19 protein-coding genes are annotated in these 23,835 nt (G+C 70.3%); 12 read left to right on the top strand and 7 right to left on the bottom strand.

Annotated elements, in window-relative coordinates:
* Window positions 1-8: 8 nt before the first annotated feature.
* Together fxsT and ACIBI5_RS02195 are read right to left on the bottom strand one after the other, a co-directional pair.
* Entirely contained in the window at window positions 9-3,422 is a 3,414-nt protein-coding gene (gene fxsT, locus ACIBI5_RS02200; RefSeq protein WP_397242283.1) for an FxSxx-COOH system tetratricopeptide repeat protein, read from the bottom strand.
* Between the two features lie 166 nt (window positions 3,423-3,588).
* Window positions 3,589-3,771 carry a hypothetical protein gene (locus ACIBI5_RS02195; RefSeq protein WP_397242281.1) on the bottom strand — a complete coding sequence of 61 codons (183 nt, stop codon included), beginning with the start codon at window positions 3,769-3,771 and terminating at the stop codon, window positions 3,589-3,591.
* 80 nt (window positions 3,772-3,851) lie between these two features.
* Here ACIBI5_RS02195 and ACIBI5_RS02190 point away from each other — a divergent pair, with 80 nt between their 5' ends.
* The 9 genes from ACIBI5_RS02190 to ACIBI5_RS02150 all read left to right on the top strand — a co-directional run bounded on the left by ACIBI5_RS02190 (window position 3,852) and on the right by ACIBI5_RS02150 (window position 14,752).
* Entirely contained in the window at window positions 3,852-4,967 is a 1,116-nt protein-coding gene (locus ACIBI5_RS02190) for an FxsB family cyclophane-forming radical SAM/SPASM peptide maturase (RefSeq protein ID WP_397242279.1), read from the top strand.
* A gap of 589 nt (window positions 4,968-5,556) precedes the next feature.
* Entirely contained in the window at window positions 5,557-6,132 is a 576-nt protein-coding gene (locus ACIBI5_RS02185; RefSeq protein ID WP_397243767.1) for an aKG-HExxH-type peptide beta-hydroxylase, read from the top strand.
* A 189-nt stretch (window positions 6,133-6,321) separates the two neighbouring features.
* Entirely contained in the window at window positions 6,322-7,350 is a 1,029-nt protein-coding gene (locus ACIBI5_RS02180; RefSeq protein ID WP_397242277.1) for a dipeptidase, read from the top strand.
* The gene (locus ACIBI5_RS02175) at window positions 7,347-8,435 is read left to right on the top strand and encodes a M20/M25/M40 family metallo-hydrolase (RefSeq protein WP_397242275.1); all 1,089 of its coding nucleotides are present in this window, start codon (window positions 7,347-7,349) and stop codon (window positions 8,433-8,435) included. The genes ACIBI5_RS02180 and ACIBI5_RS02175 overlap by 4 nt, the downstream gene beginning before the upstream one ends.
* Before the next feature lie 7 nt (window positions 8,436-8,442).
* Complete coding sequence (locus ACIBI5_RS02170; protein ID WP_397242273.1) at window positions 8,443-9,201, top strand: GNAT family N-acetyltransferase; 759 nt, start codon at window positions 8,443-8,445, stop codon at window positions 9,199-9,201.
* Window positions 9,202-9,210: 9 nt separating this feature from the next.
* A complete protein-coding gene (locus ACIBI5_RS02165) occupies window positions 9,211-10,638 on the top strand; it encodes an Nramp family divalent metal transporter (protein ID WP_397242271.1) in 1,428 nt (475 codons plus the stop codon).
* 165 nt (window positions 10,639-10,803) lie between these two features.
* Entirely contained in the window at window positions 10,804-12,654 is a 1,851-nt protein-coding gene (locus ACIBI5_RS02160; protein WP_397242269.1) for a zinc-binding dehydrogenase, read from the top strand.
* Between the two features lie 17 nt (window positions 12,655-12,671).
* Window positions 12,672-13,625, top strand: a complete 954-nt coding sequence (locus tag ACIBI5_RS02155; RefSeq protein ID WP_397242267.1) for a helix-turn-helix transcriptional regulator — start codon at window positions 12,672-12,674, stop codon at window positions 13,623-13,625.
* A gap of 35 nt (window positions 13,626-13,660) precedes the next feature.
* Window positions 13,661-14,752 (top strand): C45 family autoproteolytic acyltransferase/hydolase, encoded by a 1,092-nt coding sequence (locus ACIBI5_RS02150; protein ID WP_397242265.1) that lies wholly within the window; start codon window positions 13,661-13,663, stop codon window positions 14,750-14,752.
* Here ACIBI5_RS02150 and ACIBI5_RS02145 read toward each other — a convergent pair.
* Both ACIBI5_RS02145 and ACIBI5_RS02140 read right to left on the bottom strand, forming a co-directional pair.
* Window positions 14,736-15,395: a response regulator gene (locus tag ACIBI5_RS02145; RefSeq protein WP_397242263.1), complete on the bottom strand. Its 660-nt coding sequence runs from the start codon at window positions 15,393-15,395 to the stop codon at window positions 14,736-14,738. The genes ACIBI5_RS02150 and ACIBI5_RS02145 overlap by 17 nt on opposite strands.
* Complete coding sequence (locus ACIBI5_RS02140; RefSeq protein ID WP_397242261.1) at window positions 15,392-16,450, bottom strand: sensor histidine kinase; 1,059 nt, start codon at window positions 16,448-16,450, stop codon at window positions 15,392-15,394. Before ACIBI5_RS02140 ends, ACIBI5_RS02145 begins: the two co-directional genes overlap by 4 nt.
* Window positions 16,451-16,572: 122 nt before the next feature.
* Between ACIBI5_RS02140 and ACIBI5_RS02135 the strand changes: the two genes are divergently transcribed.
* Both ACIBI5_RS02135 and ACIBI5_RS02130 read left to right on the top strand, forming a co-directional pair.
* Window positions 16,573-17,787 (top strand): FAD-binding oxidoreductase, encoded by a 1,215-nt coding sequence (locus tag ACIBI5_RS02135; protein ID WP_397242259.1) that lies wholly within the window; start codon window positions 16,573-16,575, stop codon window positions 17,785-17,787.
* Between the two features lie 2 nt (window positions 17,788-17,789).
* Window positions 17,790-18,752, top strand: a complete 963-nt coding sequence (locus ACIBI5_RS02130) for a carboxymuconolactone decarboxylase family protein (protein WP_397242257.1) — start codon at window positions 17,790-17,792, stop codon at window positions 18,750-18,752.
* Here ACIBI5_RS02130 and ACIBI5_RS02125 read toward each other — a convergent pair whose 3' ends face one another.
* From ACIBI5_RS02125 to ACIBI5_RS02115, 3 genes are read right to left on the bottom strand one after another with little or no spacing between them, the layout of a single operon-like run.
* The gene (locus ACIBI5_RS02125; protein ID WP_397242255.1) at window positions 18,753-20,201 is read right to left on the bottom strand and encodes an AMP-binding protein; all 1,449 of its coding nucleotides are present in this window, start codon (window positions 20,199-20,201) and stop codon (window positions 18,753-18,755) included. It abuts the gene before it with no gap.
* A complete protein-coding gene (locus tag ACIBI5_RS02120; RefSeq protein ID WP_397242253.1) occupies window positions 20,201-21,187 on the bottom strand; it encodes an acyl-CoA dehydrogenase family protein in 987 nt (328 codons plus the stop codon). The genes ACIBI5_RS02125 and ACIBI5_RS02120 overlap by 1 nt, the downstream gene beginning before the upstream one ends.
* The gene (locus tag ACIBI5_RS02115; protein WP_397242251.1) at window positions 21,184-22,320 is read right to left on the bottom strand and encodes an acyl-CoA dehydrogenase family protein; all 1,137 of its coding nucleotides are present in this window, start codon (window positions 22,318-22,320) and stop codon (window positions 21,184-21,186) included. Before ACIBI5_RS02115 ends, ACIBI5_RS02120 begins: the two co-directional genes overlap by 4 nt.
* A 192-nt stretch (window positions 22,321-22,512) precedes the next feature.
* Between ACIBI5_RS02115 and ACIBI5_RS02110 the strand changes: the two genes are divergently transcribed.
* On the top strand, window positions 22,513-23,820 hold the full coding sequence (locus ACIBI5_RS02110; RefSeq protein WP_397242249.1) for a sensor histidine kinase: 1,308 nt from the start codon (window positions 22,513-22,515) through the stop codon (window positions 23,818-23,820).
* The last annotated feature ends 15 nt before the right edge of the window (window positions 23,821-23,835 follow it).

Below are 23,835 nucleotides of genomic sequence, written 5' to 3'. Positions count from 1 at the left end.
CCTCCGTGTCAGTAACCGAGTATTTCGATCTCTAGCGCGTGCCGGTTCTCCTGCTCCCCTCGCGGACTGCGGGCCAGCAGGTGACGGGTGTCGGTCAGATTCGCCGCAGCGGCAACGACCCATGGATGCTGGGCACCGAACAACTCATTGAGGTTGTCGTGGACCATCCGGTCCAAGTTCAGGGCGGAAGCCGGATCTTCGTCGAGCGTCTGGTTGGCGAAGGTGCTCGCGGCGAGCAACGTGTAGGGGTGGCGTGCCCCGAGCTGGTCGTGTAGCCCATTGAAGGACTCGTTCGCCAGGGCGAACGCCTGCTCGGCGTCTCCGACTGCACTGAGGTAGCAGGCCAGATTCGCGCCTGCCGCATAGGTGTAGGGATGCTCTCTCCGTTGAGCGGCGAGTGCCGCGAGGACCGCACGGCCGTGGACAACCGCGCCCATAGACTCCCCACGCGCATGGAGATCCGCCGCCAGGCCCGCCCGGCACAGCACTGTGTAGATGTTGGCCTCACCGGCGAGAGCGCGCAGTTCCTCAAAGGTCTCCAGGTCGGTGGCCAGGGCCTCGTAAGGACGACCCAGCAGCCGTTCGGAGGTCGCCACTCCCGTCGCGAGACGCAGCGCCAAAAGGCTCCTGCGCCCGGCGCGGTCAAGACTTCTGGCAATGGCAGCCAGTCCGCGTCGTTGCAGGTCGTAGGCCTCGTTGTAGCGACCGAGTGCGCGCAGGAGCACTCCGGCGGTCACCACGGTTCGCCAAACCGCAGGGTCGGCCTCGCCGTACAGGAGCAACCTCTCTCTGATCCGGATGCCCGCCAGTTCGGCCGCGGCGTGCGGATGCCCGCTCAGCGCCAGGGACAGGGCCAGGTTGTTCATTTGCCTGCCTGTCCAGGCATGCTCCGGCCCGAGAGTCTCCAGCATGCCCTCGTACGCCAGCTGATCCCAACGGTAGGCCTCATCGAAGTCCCCCAGCACGCGCAGATCGGCCGCATGTGCCTGTGCGGCGATGTAGCGGAGAGGATGGCGGCTGCCTGCGCTGCTGAGCTGTTGCAGAGCCAATTGCGTGAGGGTGAAGGCAGTGGCGTGCTCACCCAGTGCTCTGGCGAGGTTCGCGAGCTGGATGCGCAGATCGTTCAGCAGGTGCGGCTGCAGGTCGGCCTGATGACCCGACCAGAGTTCGAGTGCCGCGAGACCGATGGCGCGCCCGCGCAACCAGGAGCTCCGGTCCCCGAGAAGATACTGGTAGCGGACCTGGTTGACGACCCAGCTCCGGACCATTTCGTCGGTACTCAGGAGGGCGCCGGCCGGTTCCAGATGCTTGACCAACTCGGCGAATTGCGCGGCTCCGGCACCTTCGATGTCCGTAGGTGCGTACCAAGCCAGCATGGTCAGGACTTGCCCCCTGCGCTCCAGCACCGCCTCGTTGCTCATCCGCGCACGGATAAGCGCCGCCGTCACCCGGTGCATCCGGAGCGCTCCCGTGGGACCGAAGCGTAGCGTGGCCAGCCTGTGCTGATGGACTGTCCGGAGCATCACGTCCAGGGTGAGTTCGTCGCCATGGTCCAGCGGGAGCACCTCAGCCGCATAGGCCCGGGAGACGCTGGAACGCAGGAGCCTGAGCGGCAACCCGTCGGCTGCGGCGAAACCGCAGAGTTCCAGCAGCCACAGGGCCTTCACCCCAAGGGGCCGATTGGCGAGCAGGCGCAGCATCATCTCCACCATGACGCCGTGTTCTGTCGACTCGGCGGCCTCACGGCGTAGTTCGCTTTCCACCTGCGTGTACGTCCACAGGAATTGTTCAACGACTGTCGCGAAACGGTTCCTACTCAGGTCGTCGCCAGTCGACAAGGCGAACCACGCTTTGACCATCGACAAAGCGAGAGGCCGATGGCCCACTGTTCGCGCGACTGTGTCCGCGTCGATCCTTCCCAGGGGTGTCTGCCGACTACCGAGTACATGCGCCGCCTCATCCGCGGTCATGGTGGATGCTTCGACTCCTCGGTCGAAGCGGCCGGCCCATGCCTCGATCTTTCGAGAGGTGATGATCACATGTCCATGACGCCCCGCGGGGATGAGGCCCTCTAAGGTTGCGGGGTCGTCGACATCGTCGAAGATGAGGAGCCATCGCGAGGATTCAGGTGATGCTAAATGCCTCAGAAGTGCGGCTACCGCATCGCCTTTGGCCGGCACATCGAGGATCTCTGCGAACTGGCGTAAACCCTCACGAGCGTCGTAGACATCGGCGGCGTGGATCCAATGAGCGCTGTCGTAGGCGTGCCCGAACCGATGGGCGAACTCCACGACCAGCTCACTCTTGCCGCTCGCTTCCTCACCGTAGACCAGGCATTCTCCGGCGCCACTCCAGCCGGGATCCAGAAGCCGTCTGATCTCGGCGAGCTGGACTTCCCTGCCGACGAACTCCTGGTTACGCTCCGGCAGGTTGCCGGAGACCGGGTTGCCGGGATAACGAGCTGCCCACTGCTCGGCCCGAACGGCGCTTGCCGACCTGGGCAGCCCCAGCCGCTCCTGCACCTCGGCCAAGGCACCGGCCTCATCCAGGCCCCGCAGATCGATCACGGTACCGACGGACGACGATTGCCCAGGCTTGTCGGCTTCCAGCAGGACGCTGAACAGCCCACGCCCCGAGGGGGCTTGATGCCGGGGCACCAACTCGGGGACAGCGGGCCCCAGCAGAAGTACCGCCGAGCGCGCAGTGCCGGCGCGCAGATCGACCGGTGTGATCTCCAGGTACTCGGCAAGACCCAGCACGGGCACCCGAAGACCCCATCGCCCGATCAACGCTCCGAGCCACTCGGCCCACACCTCGTAGTTCGGCTGATGTACAACCGCCACCGAGTCCAGGGTCGTGACCGCCCCATGGGTCAGCTCCTCCACCAGCCGTTCGAACTGAGCCCGCAACCCACCACTTCCAGATGGCTCCACCAACGCGGCCAACGCGTCTGAGTAGGAATAGTCCGGGCTGTAAGAAATCCTGATGTCAGGAGGCGGGGAGAACAGCGACTGGACAACCTGCCAAGCGGATTCGAACAGCGGACCGCCCTGCAGGTCAACCTTTGTCGGCAACGGCAGAACGCTGACTCCGCCCTCCCGTGCGAGTGTGGTGAGCGCAAGCGCCTCGTCAATCGCGCGAGGGGTAAGAGTGAAGCAGACAACCACGTGGCCGCAATGAATGAGCATGGGCGGCGGCTGGGGTCCTGGCCGCGCGTTGAGGAGGACATAGTCGAAGGGCATCGCACCCAAATCGATCGCCACGTCGTCGGTCACCGCGTGGTAGACGGACCTGCCGCCAAGGCCTAAGGAGATCTTGGTGATGACAAGACCCCGTTCCACTCTCTCCGTCCATGGCTCGTCCGGGAGCGTGGCCTGGTTGAGATATCGCTGGACCGCAGGCGCGGTGATGCCCTCATCCACCACCAACACGCTCCGGCCCGCCTCAGAAAGCAGGGCGGCGACGTTGCAGACGACCGTTGTTCGACCTGCTCCGGGCCTGGACGAGAGGAATGCGATAACGGAGGCTGCTGTCATCATCTCCACCGCGGGCCGGGGGGCTCACCACACCCGCGATACTAACGCTGCTTCAATCTCCAGGCAGGCTGGAATCGTGACCCAGGTAATAGCCCTGGACAGAATCCGACGAACGGGCAAATACACGGCGAAGCGCCTGTGCTAGGGCAGAATCGGGCAGGCTGGCGGCCTGATCGAGCTCCACACCGGATAGGTCGATGAGATCGGACTCAAGCGCCTCCTCACCTTCGAACATCGTGTGTACACCTCCGTGAGCCATGCAGCACAAGTATTATCGCCAAGCGGTTCGCGTCCATCGGAAGAACGGTGCAATCAGTGTCCTCGGCGCCGCCCAGAAGCTTCCGCACTTTTGTTCTCAAGATTCACGCGCGTTGTGATCTCGCGTGTGACTACTGCTATGTGTATCAGGCCGCCGACCAAAGCTGGCGTTCCCGCCCGCGGATGATGTCGGTGGCGGTAGCGCGGCAGGTGATGACCAGGATCGTGGAACACGCGACGATCCATGGGCTCAGCAGCGTGGACGTGACACTCCACGGTGGTGAACCGCTGCTGTGCGGAATCGGCCACCTGCGTGATCTTCTCTCTGTCATCAGGAGTGCTGATTCGCGCGTCCGGCTCAGTATTCAAACCAACGCGATGCTGCTGGACGAGGCGTATCTCGACCTGTTCGACGAGACCGGTGTGAACGTCGGGGTCAGCCTGGACGGTGGAGCGGAGCAACATAACCTGAACCGGCGCAGTCACGCCGGCCTCGGCACCTATCGGAGGGTCGCGCACGCGGTGCGCACCCTGGCGGCCCGTCCCGGGCGATTCGGTGGCCTCCTGTGCACGATCGACCTGCGCAACGATCCGATCGCCGTTTTTGACGAACTGGTTTCGTACCGCCCGCCGATCATCGATTTCCTCCTGCCCCACGGCACGTGGGACACACCCCCGCCAGGCCGGACAGAGCATGGGCAGGCCACACCCTACGCGGACTGGCTGATACCGGTTTTCGACCAATGGTTCGACGCAGCACACCGCCCCACCGCTGTACGCCTGTTCGACGCCATCATCGATCTGCTTCTCGGCGGGCAGGCCGGCACCGAGGGCGTAGGACCTCTTCCCAGCCCCGTGGTGGTCGTGGAGACCGACGGCACGATCGAGCGGACGGACGCGCTGAAGGTGGCCTATGACGGCGCCGCGGCGACCGGCCTGCATGTCGGCACTGCCAGCTTCGACGACGCGGCCGCGGCGATGGGCCCTCCCGCCCCTGCCTCGCAGTGTGTGGCCTGCCCCCTCTACAGGGTGTGCGGGGGCGGCCATCCTGCGCATCGCTACCGCTCGGGTTCCGGTTTCGTGAACCGCAGCGTCTACTGTCCTGATCTGTACCGGCTGATCACACACATCAGCGGCAAGGTGACTACTGGCCTGGCGTTGATGCGGGCATGACCACAAGGTTCCGGCTGTCGGCAGGAACTCTGAAGCGCCTGGCGAGCGGAGAAAGTGATCCGGCCACCCTGGCCGTACTGGCCGCGGTCGAGCGGAGCAAGAACGTCCTCTTGCTGCGCGAGGTAGTCTCTCGAAGCTTGCGTCTGGATCACGACCACGCGCGTACCGCTGCCGAAGGACTCCGCATGCTTCGCCGGCATCATCGGAGTTCGCCCTCCGCTGTTGAGCACGTGCCGCGCTATCCGCTGGTCGGCACGTGGGCCAGCGCCACCCTGACTGCACTCGAGCAAGGTGCCGAGCATGCGCGGCCACAGCGGCTGGCGGCTCTGTCCGCCGGTATGGTGGTGCTCACCGGGGTTGGGGAGCGCGTCGCCTTCCCCGCGGAATCGGGAGGAGCCGCGCTGCCGGGGCTGGGGCGGCTTGCCCTGCCCGGACTGGCCGAGGGCGAGGTCGTGATCCTTCACGACGGACGGACGGCCTCCCTGGAGATCTGCGGCGAAAGATTCCCCATGCCGCGAAAGCTGGCGTGGGACAACTCCTGCTGGCAGGGTGTTCGAGGTGAGCAGCCGGTGTTGGACGACCTCGACGCCTGGCGTTTCCCGGACCGAGCCCTGGCTCTACAGCGCCTGACGTCAACCGAGGCGGCGGGCTGGCTCAAGGTCATCACGGATGCGGCGAGGTTGCTGGACCGGCATCACAGGGAAGCGTCCGACTCGTACACGGCGTTGACCCGCGTGATCGTGCCGCCGACCGATCCGAAAGCGGTACACGTAGCGCGACAAGCCCGTCGGCACTCGGCAGCGTGGCCATGTCAAAGCCGCCGGATGTCAGATCCGCCGCGCTGTCACTGGCGCATGAGGTACAACACGCCAAACTGGCCGCGGTGATGATTCTCTTCGATCTGGTGCGCCCAGACGTGGACAGACTCTTCTACGCGGCATGGCGTGAGGATCCGCGCCCTGCGAACGCGTTGCTCCAAGGTGCGTTCGCGCACATGGGAGTGGCAAGATTCTGGCAGGTCCAGCGAGCGCTCACCCCGGGGGGCGAAACCGCGCATATCGAGTTCGTTCGCTGGCGGGACGCCGCGCTGGTTGCCTGTCGCAACCTTTTGGGGGAAGACGTCCTGACCGCTCCCGGGCACATGCTTCGTCGAAGCGATGACTGAGCCTCTTCAGACCTGGGTAGGCGAACCCGCACCCCCGCAGGCGGTATTCCGAGCCCATCAGGCGCACCGCTCCAAATTCACCGCCGGGTGAAAGGGGTACAGGATTCGTAGCTCCGGCCCATCCTTCGCGGGTGGATTTGGCCTGCGGTACGAGCGGTCGCGGCCGTCTGGCGCGATAACGTCGGTGACATGACAACACCCCTCCACCAGCGTGCGGTCGTGGCCGACACGCACAACGACCTGCTGATGGCGGTCTCGGCGCGACCGGCGGAGATCTGGGCTTCGTTCTTCCGCGAGCGCTGGCTGCCCCAGCTTCAGGCCGGCGGGGTGAACCTGCAGGTGCTGCCGGTGTTCATCGACGACCAGTACCGCCCGGAGGGCGCGCTCCGGCAGACGTTGCGCATGATCGAGTGTGCCCACGTGATCGCCGAGGGCAACGCCGGGGCCGTGGCGCTGTGCCGTACCGGAGCGGAGATCGACGCGGCGCTCGCGGACGGGAAGATCGCGCTCGTCCTGGCGCTGGAGAGCATGCCGGGCCTCGACGCCAGCGTGGAGCTGATCTCCACCGTTCACCGGCTGGGCGTGCGGGTCGCCTCGATCGCGCACTGGGGGCGCACCCCGCTGGCCGACGGCAGCGGCGAGGACGCCACCGGCAGCGGCCTGACCTCCCATGGCGTGGCGGCGCTGCGGGAGATGGAGCGGCTGGGGATGGTGTTCGACATCTCACACCTGGGCGCCTCGGGAGTGGCGCACGTGCTGGAGTTGTCGACCAGGCCGGTCCTGGCGACGCATTCGAGCGCCCGCGCGCTGCGCGACCACCACCGCAACCTCACCGACGACCAGCTGCGCGCCGTGGCGGCGGGCGGCGGCGTCGTGTGCGTGAACTTCTTCGCCCCGTTCCTGCTGGAGGACGGCTCGAAGGCTCAGCTCGACAACCTGCTCGACCACATCGAGCACATCGCCGCCGTGGCCGGGATCGACCACGTGGGGCTGGGCCCGGACTTCGTGTACGAGGTGCTGAAGGAGCTCACGCCGCCCTGCTGCGAGGACGTCAACCTGCGCGGCGTGGACCCGCTGCAGGCGATCCCCGGGCTGGAGGGACCGGCGGGGCTGCCGATGGTCACCGAGGGGCTGTTGCGGCGCGGGGTGCCGGAAAGCGACGTTGTGAAGATCATCGGTGGGAATGTCCACCGTTTCCTGGGGGAGTTGCTCGTATGATCGCGGAACTCGAAGAGCTGGTCACGTGTGAGTCGTTCTCCAGCGACCTGGAGGCGGTCGCGCGCAGCGCCAAGGTCGTGGGCGCGATGGGCGCGCGGCATCTCGGCGCCGAACCCGAGTTCATCGTCGTGGACGGCGTCACCCACCTGCGCTGGACGTTCGGCGAGCCCCGCGTGCTCCTGCTCGGCCACCACGACACCGTCTGGCCGATGGGCACGCTGCGCACCCACCCGTGGTCGGTGGTGGACGGCGTGGCGCGCGGGCCGGGTGTGTTCGACATGAAGGCCGGGCTGGTGCAGACCTTCCACGCGCTGGCGGGGCTGCCGAGCCTCGACGGGGTCACCGTGCTGATCACCGGCGACGAGGAGGTCGGCTCGACGACGTCCAGCGGGCTGATCGAGGAGACCGCGCGCGGGCTGGCCGCCGCGTTCGTGCTGGAGGCCAGCGCCGACGGCGGCGCGCTGAAGACCGCGCGCAAGGGCACCTCCGACTATCGGGTCGAGGTGTACGGCAAGGCCGCCCACGCCGGACTCGAACCGTGGAACGGCGCCAACGCGGGCGTCGAGCTGGCCCGCCAGATCCTCGCCGTCGACGAACTGGCCCAGCTCGTCGACGGCGGCGAGCTGCCCAGGGCCACGGCCACCACGGTCACGCCGACCGTGCTGTCCGGCGGCTCGACCGTCAACACCGTGCCCGCGCACGCCCGGGTCGGCGTGGACGTGCGGGTGTCGTCGGTGGCCGCGCAGACCCGCGTGGACGAGCTCATGCGCGCCCTGTCCCCCACGACCCCCGGCACCCGGATCGAGGTCAGCGGCGGACCGAACCGGCCGCCGCTGGAGGAGGCCATGTCGGCGGAGCTGTTCGCGCTGGCCCAGCGGCTCAGCCCGGAGCCCCTGACCAGCGCGCACGTGGGCGGCGCCTCCGACGGCAACTTCACCGCCGGGGTCGGCTGCCGCACCCTCGACGGGCTGGGCGGCGTGGGCGGCGGCGCGCACGCCGACCACGAACACGTGATCGTCGCCGAGATGCCGCGCCGCACGGAGCTCCTGCGGGCTCTGGTGTCGGCGGTCCTGGCGGGTGAGTGAGGGAGACGTGAGCGACCTCGAGATCCGCGAGCTCCACGACCGGCGGGAGTTCGTCGAACTGCACCGCCTGTTCGACGACATCTGGCAGCCCGAACCGGGCAACCCGCCGGTGACCGTGGAGCTGATGAAGGTGTTCTCGCACACGGGCGGCTACGTGGCCGGGGCCTACCGTGACGGGGAACTGGTCGGCGGATCGGTGGGGATCCTGGCCGCCGGCGGCACCCTGCACTCCCACGTGACCGGCGCGCTGCCCGGTCAGGGCATCGGGCTGCCGCTCAAACGGCACCAGCGCGACTGGGCGCTGGCCAGGGGGATCACGAAGATCAGCTGGACGTTCGACCCGCTGGTACGGCGTAACGCCCGCTTCAATCTGGTGAAGCTGGGCGCGCGGCCGGAGGAGTACCTGGAGGACTTCTACGGGATCATGGCCGACGCCATCAACGAGGGCGACCGGTCCGACCGGCTGCTGGCGGTGTGGCGGCTGGACGAGACGGCGGTGCCGTACCCGATCGGGAACGCCACGGCGGGGGTGGCGGAGCGGGACGGGATGCCCGTCGTGGGGCGGGCCGACGGGCCGGTCGTGCTGGTGGCGACGCCGCGCGACATCGAGACGCTGCGGCGGGAGAAGCCCGCGGCGGGCATGGCGTGGCGGATGGCGCTGCGCGAGGTCCTGGGCGGGCTGATGGGCGGGGGCGCGCGGGTCGTGGATTTCACGGACCGTGGAGAATATGTACTAAAGCTGTCAGAGGGCGAACAGCCTGGTTAACGTCGGTGCATGACGGAATTCACCCCCACCGTCCCGCACCGCGTTCTCCCCCCGGTAACCGTGAGGGACCTGCCAGAACCACCGCGCACCACCTGGCGCGTCATCGGGCCCGGCCTGGTGGGCGCGGGTGTGGGACTGGCCTCCGGCGAGTTCATCCTCTGGCCCTACATCGCCTCCCAGGTCGGCGTGGTCTTCATCTGGGGCGCGCTGATCGGCATCGTCACGCAGTGGTTCCTCAACATGGAGATCGAGCGGTACACGCTGGCCACCGGCGAGACCGCGCTGACCGGGTTCAGCCGTATGTGGAAGCACTGGGGCCTGGTCTTCGTGCTGATGACGCTCTGCTCGAACCTGTGGCCGGGCTGGGTGACGACCTCGGCCACGATGGTCACGTACCTGACCGGCGGCGGCCAGCCGAGCGTCCGCTACATCGCGATCGGCATGCTGCTGGTCATCGCGCTGGGGCTGACGCTCGCCCCGGTCATCTACACCGTCCTGGAGCGGGTGATCTTCGTGAAGATCGCCCTCGTGCTGACGCTCGCGGTGGTCGCGATCCTGTTCGCGATCAACGCCGACGCCTGGGTGGAACTGGGCAAGGGCCTGACCGTCGGGGCGAGCTTCCCGGTGCCGCCGCTGGAGTTCGCGGTGCTCATGGGCGCCATCGCCTACGCCGGGGCGGGCGGCGGGCAGAACCTGTGCCAGAGCAACTGGATCCGCGACAAGGGCTTCGGCATGGGCGCGTACGTGCCGCGCCTGGTCAGCCCGGTCACCGGGCACGAGGAGGCGGCGGCGTCCACGGGGTTCCAGTTCGCCCCGACCAAGGAGAACCTGGCCCGCTGGCGGCAGTGGTGGCGTTTCGCCAACATCGAGCAGGGGTCCACCTTCGCGGTGGTCTCGTTCCTGACGATCGCGCTGATGTCGATGCTGGCGTACTCGACGGTGTTCGGGAAGGAGGGGCTGGCCAACAGCATCACCTTCCTCAAGGTCGAGGGCGAGACGCTGCAGAGCGTGGTGGGGCCGTGGTTCGGCGTGCTGTTCTGGGTGATCGGCGCGTTGTCGCTGTTCGCCTCGGCGATGGGCATCGTGGACTACACCTCGCGCCTGGCCTCGGACGTCATCAAGACCGTCTACCTCCGCAACCGCGGCATCACGGTCAACCGCGTCTACTTCCTCACGGTGTGGACGATGACCGTGCTGGGGATCGCGATCCTGCTGCTGGGCTTCGACCAGCCGCTGATCCTGCTGGTGTTCTCGGCGAGTTTCGCGGCGGTGATGATGTTCGTGTACTCGATCCTGCTGATCATCCTCAACCGGCGGTCGCTGCCCGACGCGATCAAGGTCCGCTCGTACCGGCTGGCGGCCCTGTTCTGGTCCGTCGCCTTCTTCGGCTCCCTCACGATCCTCACCCTGGTCCAGCAGGCCGGCAAACTCTTCTGACGCTTCTGGCGGGCCGTCCTTCCGTTACGGCTCCCGCCACCCCCACGCCACCCGCCGACCCGGGCGGGCGCCGATCGGGGGGATCGCTTCTCACGCCGGACGTGGTCCCCGCCGTCACGGCGCCCGCTTGACCTCTACTTTGGTTGAGGTACCAGACTGCCCGGCATGAACATTGTCGAAGTGACCCGGTTCGGTGGTCCGGAAGTCCTGCGGGTTCGTCAGTCCTCCCCGGTGACCGCCGGGCCGGGAGAGGTCGTGATCGAGGTGCGCGCGGCCGACGTGCTGTCGATCGAGGTGCAGTTGCGCACCGGCTGGGGGCGGGAGTGGTTCGGCACCCAGCCGCCCTACGTGCCCGGGACGGCCGTGGCAGGGGTGGTCCGGCCGGCGCCGGAGGCCGGCTCCTGGGAAGGGCGGCGGGTCGCCGCGCTTCTGCCCGGCGGCGGGTACGCCGAACAGGTCGCCGCGCCTCTGTCCGCGCTCGTGGAGGTGCCCGATCACGTCTCGCTGATCTCGGCCGCCGCCCTGCTCCAGGTGGGACCGGCGGCGCTCAGCCTTCTCGACGCCGCCGAGCTCAAGCCGGGTGCGCGGGTGCTGGTGACCGGGGCGGGCGGGGCGCTCGGGCTGGTGCTCGTGGAACTGGCGGCCAGGGCGGGCGCCCGCGTGGTCGGCGCCGCCCGGGGCCCGGCCAAGCGGGCCCGTGCCCTCTCGCTGGGCGCCTCGTCCGTGGTGGACTACCCGGCCCTGGCCTCCGGTGACCTGGAGTTCGACGTCGTCTTCGACGGGGTGGGCGGGCGGGTGGGGGCCGACGCCTTCGCGCTGACCGTCCCGGGTGGGGTGTTCTTCGGGTACGGGGTGCTCAGTGGCGAGTTCGCGGCCGTCGGTCCCGACGAGGCGGAGCGGCGCGGGGTGCGACTGGTGGGGATCGAGCAGGTGCAGTTCACGCCGGAGGCGCTGCACCGGCTGGCGGAGCGGACGCTGACCGCCGGGATCACGCCCACGATCGGGCTGGCGGTGCCGCTGGACCAGGCGCATCGGGCCCACGCGGCGCTGGAGGCGCGCGACGTGGTCGGCAAGGCGGTGCTGGTGACCCACGGGCGGGCGGTGCGCTACTCCGAGCACGGCGGCGCCGAGGTGCTGCGGGTGGACGAGGTGCCGATCCCCGTGCCCGGCCCCGGTCAGGTGCGGGTGGCGGTCAGGGCGGCCGGGGTCAACGCCGTGGACTGGAAGATCCGCGGCGGCGCCTTCGGCATCCCGCTGGACGGCCCCACGGGCACGGGGCTGGAGTTCTCGGGCGTCATCGACGCGATCGGACCCGGCGTGGACGGCCCGGACGCGGGTCCGGACGCGGGATGGTTGCGGGTCGGGCAGGGGGTGGTGGGGCGGCATTCCGGGGCGCTGGCCGACTATGTGCTGGCCGTACCGGATGATCTGGTTGCCAAGCCTGACGGGCACACCCATGTCGAGGCGGCGGCCTTGCCGGTGGCGGTGGAGACGGCGGCGCGGGCGCTGGCGCTGCTCGGGCTTGAGGAGGGGCGGACGTTGCTCATCCACGCCGTCGCGGGCGGTGTCGGGCTGGCCGCCGCCCAACTGGCCATCCGGGCGGGGCTTCGGGTGGTCGGTACGGCCAGCGAACCCCACCACCCCTACCTGAAGGGCCTGGGCGTGCACCCGGTGACCTACGGCGACGGGCTGGAGGAGCGGATCGGGGAGCCGGTGGACCTGGTGCTGGACGCCTCGGGCAGGGATGTGGTGGCGCTGTCGGTCCGGCTCACCGGCGATCCGGACAAGGTGGTCAGCATCGCCGATCCCGGTGCGGGCAGCCACGGGGTTCGCTTCTCCAGCGGGTCATCCAGCCCCATCAAACTTCGCGATATTTCGGGAGAAATCGCCGCCACCCGCCTCCCCATCGCCGCCGAGTTCCCCCTCGAACAGGCCGCCGACGCCCACCGGCTCAGCGAACACGGCCACTTCCTCGGCAAGATCGTGGTCAATGCGGAAGCGAACGTTCCTCGTTAGCGGGCACACTGGGCCACATGCTGGAAACCTCGGCCCGCCTGCTCAAGCTCCTGTCCCTGCTCCAGGCCCACAAGGAATGGTCGGGACCCGAGCTGGCCGACCGGCTCCAGGTCTCCACCCGGACGGTCAGGAACGACGTCGAACGCCTGCGCACACTCGGCTACCCGGTCCACGCCACCCCGGGCGTGGCCGGCGGCTACCGGCTCGGCGCCGGGGCGGCGCTGCCGCCGCTGCTGCTCGACGACGAGGAGGCCGTGGCGGTCGCGGTCGGTCTGGGGCGGGCGGCCGGCGGCGGCGTGGCCGGGATCGAGGAGACCTCGGTACGCGCGCTCGCCAAGCTGGAGCAGGTGCTGCCCTCGCGGTTGCGCCGCCGGGTCAGCGCGCTCAACACCCACACGGTGCACATCCCCGGCGAGGCGCCGTCGGTGCCGCCCGAGGTGCTGACCACGATCGCCAACGCCGCCCGCGACCACGAGCGCCTGCGCTTCGACTACGTGGGGCACGGCGGGGCGGTCAGCAGGCGGGACGCCGAGCCGTACCGGCTGGTGCATCGCAGGGGGCGCTGGTATCTGATGGCGTGGGACGTCGAGCGGGCCGACTGGCGCACGTTCCGGGTGGACCGGATCACGCTCAAGGTGCCCGCCACCGGGCCGAGGTTCGTGCCGCGGGAGCTGCCCGGCGACGTGGCGGCGTACGTGGAGAAGGGGATCAGCACCGCGATGTGGGAGCACACCGGAACGGTGCTGCTGCACGCGCCGGCCGAGCGGATGCGGAAGCTGGGGCTCGGCCTGGAGATCGAGCCGGACGGCGAGGACCGTTGCCTGATGCGGGTGGGCGGCGACAACCTCGCCGGCATCGCCGCCTGGATCGGCTTCCTCGACGTGGACTTCGAGGTGCTGGACCCGCCGGAGCTCGCCGCCGCGGTGAAGGCGCTGGCCGACCGGTACGGCAGGGCGGTCAGCGACCGGTAAGCCGGCGGTCAGAGGCCGGCGGCATCGTCGGGGACATGGATATCACGCAGGTCGCAGGCAGCAGGGACGACTTCCAGCTCGTCCGCCACATCACCGTCTCCGGCTCCCAGGAGGAGATCGGCGGGCAACTCGCGCAGGAGGCGCGCCGGATCGGCTGGCAACCCGCCCCCGCCGATCCCGAGGTCAACCGGGCGCGCAGGGAGTGGTTCGCCCGCCACTGGCCGCAGCATCTGGCCCGCATGAACGGCGCCGCCGCCGCGCTCGGCCTCGACCCCGGCCAGGACGAGGTCACGCTCGACGGACTGACCGCGCTGCCGCAGGCCTGCTCGGCGCTGTGGGTGCCGCCCTCGGCGGCCACCGACGGGCACGGCAGGATCGGCCGCAACTATGACTTCTTCACCATGACCACGAGCGAGCTCATGGGCACCCCTCCGGTGCCGGACGAGCTGCCGATGGCCTCGCGCCCGCACGTGATCACCACCCGGCCCGCCGACGGCCTGGCGACCACGGTGCTGACGATGACGGAGTTCGACGGCTGCATGGACGGCGTCAACGAGGCCGGTCTCGCCGTGGTGCTGCTGATCGCCGACTTCGAGAGCGCCGAACCGCCCACGGACTTCTCCCCGCAGGCCGGCGTGAACTCGGTGCAGTTGCCCCGCTTCCTGCTGGACACCTGTGAGACGGCCGAGGAGGCCAGGGCGGCGCTGCGGGAGGTCACCGTGTACGACTTCGGGATGCCGCTGCACTACCTGATCGCCGACGCGCGGGGGCAGGCGTTCGTGTGGGAGGCGCCCGGCCATGTGACCGAGGCCGGTGACGGCGCGCTGTGCGTGACCAACCATCTGCTGCACCGCCACCCCGACCCCAAGGCGCTGCCGGAGGACACTCCGGGGTCCTTCGCCTCCTACGCCCGCCTGCGTACCCTGCATGAGCGCAGCCAGGACGCGGTCATGGGCCCGGCGGACCTGCGCGCGAGCCTGCTGGAGGTGGCGCAGACCGGGGACCCGTCGATGCGGACGCTGTACAACTCGTTCCTCGACACCGCCGAACGCACGATGACGGTCCGCTTCTACCTGGGCGAGGGCCGCGGCCACTCCCCCGAGCTGGTCTTCAGCCCTTCGCTCTGACCAGGCCGGACTCGTAGGCGAACACCACGAGCTGGGCGCGGTCGCGCGCGCCCAGCTTCGTCATGGCCCTGCTCACGTGGGTCTTGGCGGTGAACGGGCTGACCACCATGCTCTGGGCGATCTCGGCGTTGGTCAGCCCGCGCGCCACCAGCGCGACGGCCTCGCGCTCGCGCGCGGTCAGCAGGTTGGCCTCCCCCGGCGGCAGCGTCAGCGGCGGCCGGGTCACGAACTCGCTGATCAGCCTGCGGGTGATGCCGGGCGACAGCAGCGCGTCGCCGCGCATGACCACGCCGACCGCGTGCACGAGGTCGCCGGGGTCGGTGTCCTTCAGCAGGAACCCGGCCGCGCCCGCGCGCAGCGCGGAGAAGACGTACTCGTCGAGGCCGAAGTTGGTGAGGATCACCACGTGGACGGCGGCCAGCTTCGGGTCGGCGGCGATGGCGGCGGTGGCCTCGATGCCGTCCATGACCGGCATCTGGATGTCGAGCAGGACCACGTCGGGCAGGAGTTCCCGCGCGAGCTCGATCGCCTCCTGCCCGTTGGCCGCCTCGCCGACGACGTCGACGTTCTCCTCGGCGTCCAGCAGCGCGCGAAAGCCCGCCCTGATGAGCTTCTGGTCGTCGGCGAGCAGGACGCGGATCATGCGGGCAGCTCCGCCCGCACGCTGAACCCGCCTTCGGGCCGCGGCCCCGCCGCCAGCGTGCCGCCGAGCGCGGCGACCCGCTCGCGCATGCCGGTCAGCCCGACCCCCGGCGTGCCCGCCGACGGGCCGTGCCCGTCGTCGTCCACCTGCAGGACCAGCTCGGCGCTGCCGTAGTTGACGACCACGTCGGCGGCGGCCGCGCCGCCCGCGTGCTTGGTGACGTTGGTCAGCGCCTCCTGCACGATCCGGTAGGCGGCCTGCTCGACCTCCTCGGGCAGCGGGCGGGGCGAGCCGCCGACGGTCAGCCGCACGTCCTGGCCGCCCGCCCTGGTCCGCTCGACCAGTCCGGGCAGCCGCGCCAGCGCCACCGTCTCGTCGCGCAGCGCCTCCAGCGTCGCGCGCAGCTCGCGCATCGCGTCGCCGCTGGCCTCCTGGATCGTCAGCAGCGACGCGGGCACCTCCTCACCGCGCTTCTTCGCCAGGTGTACGGCCACGCCCGCCTGCACCTTGATGACCGAGATCGCATGGGTGAGGGTGTCGTGCAGTTCCCTGGCGATGTAGAGCCGCTCCTGCTCGGCCCGGCGCAGCAGGGCCTCCTCCCGGGTGCGCTCGGCCTCGGCGGCCCGCTCGTCGGCCTGCAGGAGCGCCACGCCCATCGCCATGGCCGCCACGTACCAGCCCATGACGAGGAATCCGCCCTTGATCGCGAGCACCGGAGGCTGACCGGCCAGCAGGTTCGCCGCGATCATGCCGAGGATGAGCGTCAGCGCCGAGGCGAGCGCGTACGGCCGGGCCTGGATCCTGACCACGCTGGTCAGGGCGATGAGGGCGGGCACGCTCGCCGCGATCTCGGGTTCGACGGTCAGGAAGTAGACGAGCGCGAGCCCGGTGGTCGTGGCCAGCACCGGTATGGGCGCGCGCCGGTGGAAGTGCATGGCGGCCGCGGCGGCCAGCAGCAGCGCGTAGCCGATCGGGCCTGCTTTGCCGGTGAGGGCGGCGTTGGCCACCATTACGGCCGCCACGACGGGCGCCATCAGGAGATCGGGCCTGCTCATGGCGGCAAACTACGCCATATGTCGCCCCAGCGCGTCGCCCGGGGGTGCTACTCCCCGGAGAGTAGGCAAGTGCGTTCGCTGGTACGACGACCTGCGGCGATCCGGCGGCGATCGTCGATGGCATGCGAATCGACACCTTCTCCGGCCCGATCCACCTGCCCGGCGACCCCGGCTACGACGGCGGCCGATGGACCTGGAACCAGGCGGTCGACCAGCGGCCCGCGGTCGTCGCCGAGGCGCTGGGCGCCGAGGACGTGCGGGCCGCGCTGCTGGCCGCCCGCGAACGCGGCCTTCCCCTGACCGTGCAGGCGACCGGCCACGGCACGCTGGTGCCGGCCGACGGCGGCCTGCTGCTGAAGACCACCCGGATGGCCGGCGTGGAGATCGACCCGGTGCGCCGCGTGGCGGTCGTGGAGCCGGGCGCGGTGTGGGAGGACGTGCTGTCGGCGGCGGCCGCCCACGGCCTGGCCCCGCTGGCGGGCGTGCCGTCGGTCGGCGTCACCGGCTACACGCTCGGCGGCGGCGCGGGCTGGCTGTCACGCCTGTACGGCCTCGCCGCCGACAACGTGGTCGGCGCCGAGGTCGTCACCGCCGACGGCCGGATCCTGGAGGCCGACGAGGAACACCACCCCGACTTGTTCTGGGCGCTGCGCGGCGGCAGCGGCAACTTCGGCGTCGTCACCCGGCTGGAGTTCCGCCTGTTCCCGGTGGCGCGGATGGTGGCCGGCATGACCATGCACGCCTTCGAGCGCGCCGGCGAGACGCTGGCCGCCTTCCGCGACTGGGAGCAGCCGGACACGGTCAACGCCGCCGTCTTCGTCATCAGGATGCCCGACGGCACGCGGATGCTGGGCGTGCGCGTCGTGGCGGTAGGCGAGCCGGAGTCGGTGCTGGCCCCGCTGCTGTCGGCGGCCGGCGAGCCGCTGAGCGGCGAGTACGCCGATCTGCCCTACGAGCAGGCCGTGGGGGTGCTGGCCCCCGCCCACGGGCCGATGCCGCTGGGCAACGGCTTCGAGTACGTCCGTGACCTGCCCGACGACCTGATCGCCGCGCTCATGGAGTCGCCGGTGGGCGGCATCGAGATCCGCAGGTGGGGCGGCGCCATGGCGGCGCCGGGCGGCCCGGCGGGGCATCGCGACGTGCCGTTCTCGGTGATGGCCGGTGAGCCGATCGAGGTCCCGCACGCGACCGGCGGCGCGTTCCTCAACTTCCTGACCGACACCTCCAGGACCGCCGACGCCTTCACCCCGGCCGGCTACGCCCGCCTGCGCGAGCTGAAGAAGGCCTGGGACCCGGAGGGCGTGCTGCGTCCGAGCCACCTGATCGAGGCGGAGTGAGCATGGGATTCCTGCACATCAGCCCGGTCGAGCCGAAAGCCGCCACGGGCCTGGTCGCCGAGGTCTACCGCCGGCAGGCCGCCGACGTGGGACTGGCCCGCATGCCCGCCCTGATGGCCCTGTCGTCCGTGCCCGCCCTGCTGGCCGCCACCTGGTCGACGCTCAGGGAGTCGCTGATGGCGGGGCCGCTGTCCAGGACGGAGCGGGAGGTCGTCGCGCTGGGCGTGTCGACGGCCAACCGGTGCCCGTACTGCGTGGGCGCGCACACCCTGTTCCTGCACGCGACCGGCGACCACGCGCTGGCCGAGACCCTGCTGGCGGGCGGCAGACCGGCCGATCCGCGCCAGGCGGCCCTGTACGCCTGGGCGATGGGCGAGACCCGCGACGCCCCGGACGCGCCGGAGCTGCTGGGGACGGCGCTGGCCTTCCACTTCATCAACCGCATGGTCACCGCCCTGCACACGCCCGACGTGCTGCCGGGAGGACTGCAGAAGACCCGGCTGGTGCGCCGGGCGGCCGGCCGTACTCTGGCCGGGCCCGCGCGGCGGCCGCTGCCGCCGGGCGAAAGCCTGCGGCTCCTGGACGCGCCGCGCACCGCAGCGCCCGCCTGGGCGCACGGCTCCCCCGCCGGTACGGCCTACGCCGCGCTGACCGAGGTCGCCGGGCAGGGAGGCGCCCTCCTGACGTACCCGGAGCGCGTGGCCGAGGCCGTGGCCCGCTGGGACGGCGGCCACCCGCCCATGGGCGGCTCCTGGCCGGCCGGCGCCCTGTCCGGGCTGCCCGCCGCCGAGGTGGCGCCCACGCGGCTGGCCCTGCTGGCGGCGCTGGCGCCGTACCGGATCACCGAGGGGGACGTGGCGGCGTGGCCGCACACCGACGAGAGCCTGGTCCGGCTGCTCGCCTTCGGCGCCGTGACGGCGGTACGGCACGCCGAGCGGAGCTTCAGCCCGGCGGCGGCGAGCTGATCAGCGGGCGGCCAGGTACTCCTCCCTGACCTTGCTCCTGGACAGCTTGCCGGTCGGCGTGCGCGGCAGCCGCTCGCGGAACTCGATCACCTTCGGGTGCTTGAAGCGGGCCAGGCGCGGCTCCAGGTGGGTCAGGAGGGCGTCGGCGGTGATGGGGGCGTGCGGCTGGACGAGGGCGACGACGTTGTGTCCCCATTCCTCGTCCGGCACGCCGATGACCACGACGTCGGCCACGGCCGGGTGCTCCAGGATCGCCGCCTCGATCTCGGCGGGGTAGATGTTGACGCCGCCGGAGACGATGAGGTCGGTGCGGCGGTCGCACAGGAACAGGAAGCCGTCCTCGTCGACGTAGCCGATGTCGCCGGGGGCGTACCACTCGCCGCGCATGCTGGCGGCGGTCTTGGCCGGGTCCTTGCGGTACTCGAACGAGCCGAGGCTCGACTTGACGTAGATCATGCCGGGCTCGCCCGGCGGGAGCTCCTCGCCCTCCTCGTCGAGGATCTTGGCCTCGAACGTGGGGGCGGGGCGGCCGACCGTGCCGGGGCGGGCCAGCCAGTCGTGCGGCTTGACGGAGAAGGCGATCGTGGACTCGGTCGAGCCGTAGTACTCGTAGAGGACCGGCCCCCACCAGTCGAGTATGCCCTGCTTGACGGCGACCGGGCAGGCGGCGGCGGTGTGGATGACCTGGCCCAGCGAGCTGAGGTCGTAGCGCTTCCTGACCTCGGCCGGGAGCTGGAGCATCCGGTGGAACATGGTCGGCACCATCATCGCGTTGGTGACCCGGTACTGCTCGACGAGGGCCAGGATCGGCTCCGGCTCGAAGCGCGGGGCGATGACGACGGTGTGGCCGAGGTGGAGGGCGAACTGGCTGTGGGCGCACGGCGCGGAGTGGTACATGGGCGAGGTCACCAGGTGCACCCCGTCGCCCGGCCGCAGGTCGCACACCTCGCCCAGGAACCAGACGTACAGCGGGACGATCGCCTCCGGCTCCGCGCCGGGCAGCGGGCGCTGCACGCCTTTGGGGAAGCCGGTGGTACCGGAGGTGTACCACATGACGGCGCCCGAGGTGCGGTCCTCCGGGGCGGTGCCGGGGCGGCCCTCGGCCAGGCTCGCCACGTCCGCGGGGCCGGTCACCACGACCTTGGCGTCGCAGTCCTGGATGATGTAGTCGACCTCGGGCTCGGTCAGGTGCCAGTTGATCGGCACGTAGTAGAGCCCGATCTGGCCGGTGGCCATGAGCATGACGACCGCGTCGACGCCGTTGCGCAGGATGCCGGCGACCACGTCCCCGTTGCCCAGGCCGCGGGCGCGCAGGCCGTGGGAGACCTGGTTGACGCGGGTGAGCAGGTCGCCGTAACTGGTGGTGGCGCCGTCCACGTCGATCACGGCGGTACGGCCGGGGTCGGCCGCCGCGAAGGCGTAGAAGCCCGGGGTCTGGCTGAGGTCCATCACAGCTCCAGCAGCTCGGCGAGACGGGTGCGGTGGCGGCGGGGCGGGCCGAGCAGGACCTCGTCGGCCTTGGCGCGCTTGTAGTACAGGTGGGCGTCGTGCTCCCAGGTGAAGCCGATGCCGCCGTGCAGCAGCAGATGGTCGCGGGCCACCTCGAAGCAGGCCCGGCCGACGTAGGCCTGGGCGAGCGCGGCGGCCTCGGGCAGGTCGGCGGGCGACTCGTCGCCGGCCCAGGCGGCGTAGCGGACGATCGACTCGGCCTGTTCGAGCTTGCCGTGCATGTCGGCCAGCTTGTGCTTCACGCCCTGGTAGGAACCGATGTAGCGGCCGAAGGCGACCCGGACCTTGGCGTAGGCGACGATGGCTTCGAGCGCGGCCCTGATCACGCCGAGCTGCTCAGCGGCGAGGGCGACGGCCTGCAGGTCGCGGATGGTGGCCAGCGTCTCGGGGTCGTCGGTGACGAGCCTGCCGGGCGGCGCGGTGACCCGCGCCTGGCGCCGCGTGAGGTCGAGCGTCTCCAAAGGCTGCCTGGTCGCCTCCTCAGCCGGTACGGCCCGCAGCTCGCCCCCGACGTCCAGCAGGATGAGGCCGGCCTCCATGCCGTTGGGCACGTGGCCGGGGTCGGCCGCGTAGGTGGCGACGAGGCTGCCGTCGGCGATGCCGGGCAGCAGTTCCTTGTCTCCCGCCCTGGTCAGCGCGATGGCGGCGAACGTGGTGGCCAGGAAGGGACCGGGCAGCAGGGCGGCGCCGGTCTCCTCCAGGACGACCGCGAGCTCGGCGTGGCCGGCGCCGGCTCCGCCGTACTCCTCGGGGACGATGAGGCCGGTGAGCCCGAGCTCGCCGGAAAGGCGCGCGTAGACCTCGCGGGAGTACCCGTCGGTCGACTCCATGTCGCGGCGCACCTGGGCGAGCGGGGAGGCGGCGGCGAGGAAGGACCGTACGGCGGCGCGCAGGTCCTGCTGCTCCTGGCTGAGCACGAGCTTCACGACTGGGTCCCCACCTTCAGGTCCTTGAACGGCACGGTCTTGTCCACGCGCGGCTCCGGCGGCAGCCCGAGCACCCGGTCGCCAACGATGTTGCGCATGATCTCGTTGGTGCCGCCGCCGAGGGCGAGGGCGGGCGCCAGCGCGATCGCCTGGGACAGGCCGTCGTCGGTGACCGCGTCGGGCCCGGCGAGGGAGGTGGCGAGGTCGGCCTGGAACATGGTCAGCTCGGCCAGCAGCAGTTTGGCGGCGCTGCCGCGGGCGCCGGGGAAGACGCCGGCCCTGGTCTCCTGCGACAGTCGCTGGTTGAACAGCGACAGCGCGCGGGAGCGGATGTGCAGCTCGACGAGCTGGTCACGGACGTAGGGGTCGCCGGTGTCGAGCTTGTCGCGCAGGGCCTCGAAGGCGACGGGGTTGTCGCGCTGGCCGCTCATGCCGACGCCGGCGGAGATCGACAGACGCTCGTGCAGGAGGGTGGTGACGGCGACGCCCCAGCCGTCGTTGACCTCGCCGATGCGGTCGGCGTCCGGGATCGTCACGTCGTCGAAGAAGATCTCGTTGAACCTGGCGTGGCCGGTCATGTCCTTGAGCGGCTTGACGGTGACGCCGGGGTGGTGCATGTCGACGGCGAACATGGTCAGGCCCTTGTGCTTGGGCACGTCCACGTCGGTCCTGGCCAGCAGCAGGCCCCAGTCGGCGTGCTGGGCCACCGAGGTCCAGACCTTCTGGCCGTTGACGACCCAGCCGTCGCCGTCGCGCTCGGCCTTGGTCTGGAGGCTGGCCACGTCGCTGCCGGCGCCGGGCTCGGAGAAGAGCTGGCACCATACGTGCTCGCCGCGCAGCAGCGGGCGCAGGAAGCGGGCGCGCTGCTCGTCGCTGCCCCGGTCGAGGATGGTCGGGCCGCACATGCCCAAGCCGATCGAGAAGACGTAGGTGGGCAGGTTGTGGTGGCGGGCCTCGGCGGCGAAGGCGCGTTCCTCCGCCTGGGTCAGGCCCTGGCCGCCCCACTGCTCCGGCCAGGTGATGCCGGAGTATCCGGCGTCGTGGAGCCTGGCCATGAAGGCCTTCGGATCGTCCTCCCGGGCGTTCTCCGCCAGCCAGGCACGGGCCTCGCGCCGATACTCATCAAGGTTCACATCGTCTCCTTGGCATCAGTGCTCACTTACTCTAACTAGCCCGAAGTCGCATTCATAGAGCATTGCTCTGGCGTCGTTTTGTCCGGATTTATCGATGAATCTCCGTTGATTAGAGATGAGGGCACCTAGTGTGATCACCTGATCACGGGGGAGGACGTGATAGCGCGCTTTCGGGGTTCGGTACGGGGAAGGTTGACGCTCTTCGCGAGCTTCACCATCGCTTTGCTGTGCCTCGTGGTCAACACGTTCGTGCTGGTCGCCATCAGGGAGACGGCCGAGGAGTACCGGGCCAACGAGGTCGTCGGGGCCGCGCTGCGCGTGGTCCACCTGATCAAGCGCGGCACGCTGCCGTCCACCATGGCGCCCGAGCCCGGCGGCGCCCTGCAGGTGCTCAACAGCGACGGGAAGGTGGTCGCCTCCTCGCCCAACCTCAAGGGCAGGCCGCGCGTCTCCGATACCACGCCCACGGCGGACAACTCCGCCAACATCAGCGTGGAGTGCGACCTGTACGCCTACCCCGGCCAGTGCATGGTGGTGTCGACCTTCCGGGTGTACGAGCCGGACGGCGACTGGTACGTCTACACGGTCGGCCCCGTCGTGCCCTGGTACGTGCACCTGAGCGTGCTCGCCTTCCTCATCGGCATCTCGATCGCGCTGACCGTGCTGGTGGCGTTCGGCACGTGGAAGGTCGTGGCCAACACGCTGGCCCCGGTGGACGCCATCCGCTCCAAGCTGTCCGACATCACCGCCACCGACCTCGGCCAGCGGGTACCGGTGCCGATCACGCACGACGAGATCCGCGCCCTCGCCCTCACCGCCAACGAGACGCTGGACCGGCTGCAGACCGCCGTCGAGCAGCAGCGCAGGTTTGCCTCCGACGCCTCCCACGACCTGCGCAGCCCGATCACCGCCATGCGCGCCCAGGTCGAGGAGGCGCTGCTCTACCCCGACAGCGCCGACTGGCCGCGCACCGCCGAGGCGATCGTCGGCAGCCTGGACCGGCTGCAGGCCATCGTCACCGACCTGCTGACGCTGGCCAAGCTCGACGCCGGCGCCTCCGGGGCCAAGGAGCCGGTGGACCTGGCCGACCTCGTCATTTCCGAGACCATCCGGCCGAGGGTCAAGAAGGTCGTCACCTCCCTCGACCCGGGCGTGGTGGTCACCGGCGACCGGCTGCGGCTCGCCCGCCTGCTGACCAACCTCATCGACAACGCCGAGCGGCACGCCGACCACACCATCACCATCACCGTGCGCGAGCAGGACCGCCGGGCCGTACTGGAGATCCTGGACGACGGCGCGGGCATCTCGCACGACCAGCGCGACATCGTCTTCCGGCGCTTCACCCGGCTGGACGCCTCCCGCAACCGCGACGCCGGAGGCACCGGACTCGGCCTGCCGATCGCCCGGGAGATCGCCACCAGCCACCATGGCACGCTCACCATCGGCGACTCCGCGCGCGGCGCCCGGTTCGTGCTCTCACTGCCGCTCAGGGAGCCGTGACCCAGGTGTTCACCC

It is taken from the genome of Nonomuraea sp. NPDC050540 (assembly GCF_044457485.1).
GTDB lineage: Bacteria > Actinomycetota > Actinomycetes > Streptosporangiales > Streptosporangiaceae > Nonomuraea.
The sequence above is the reverse complement of the archived record's forward strand: the minus strand, read 5'-3'. Positions and strand labels throughout refer to the sequence as shown.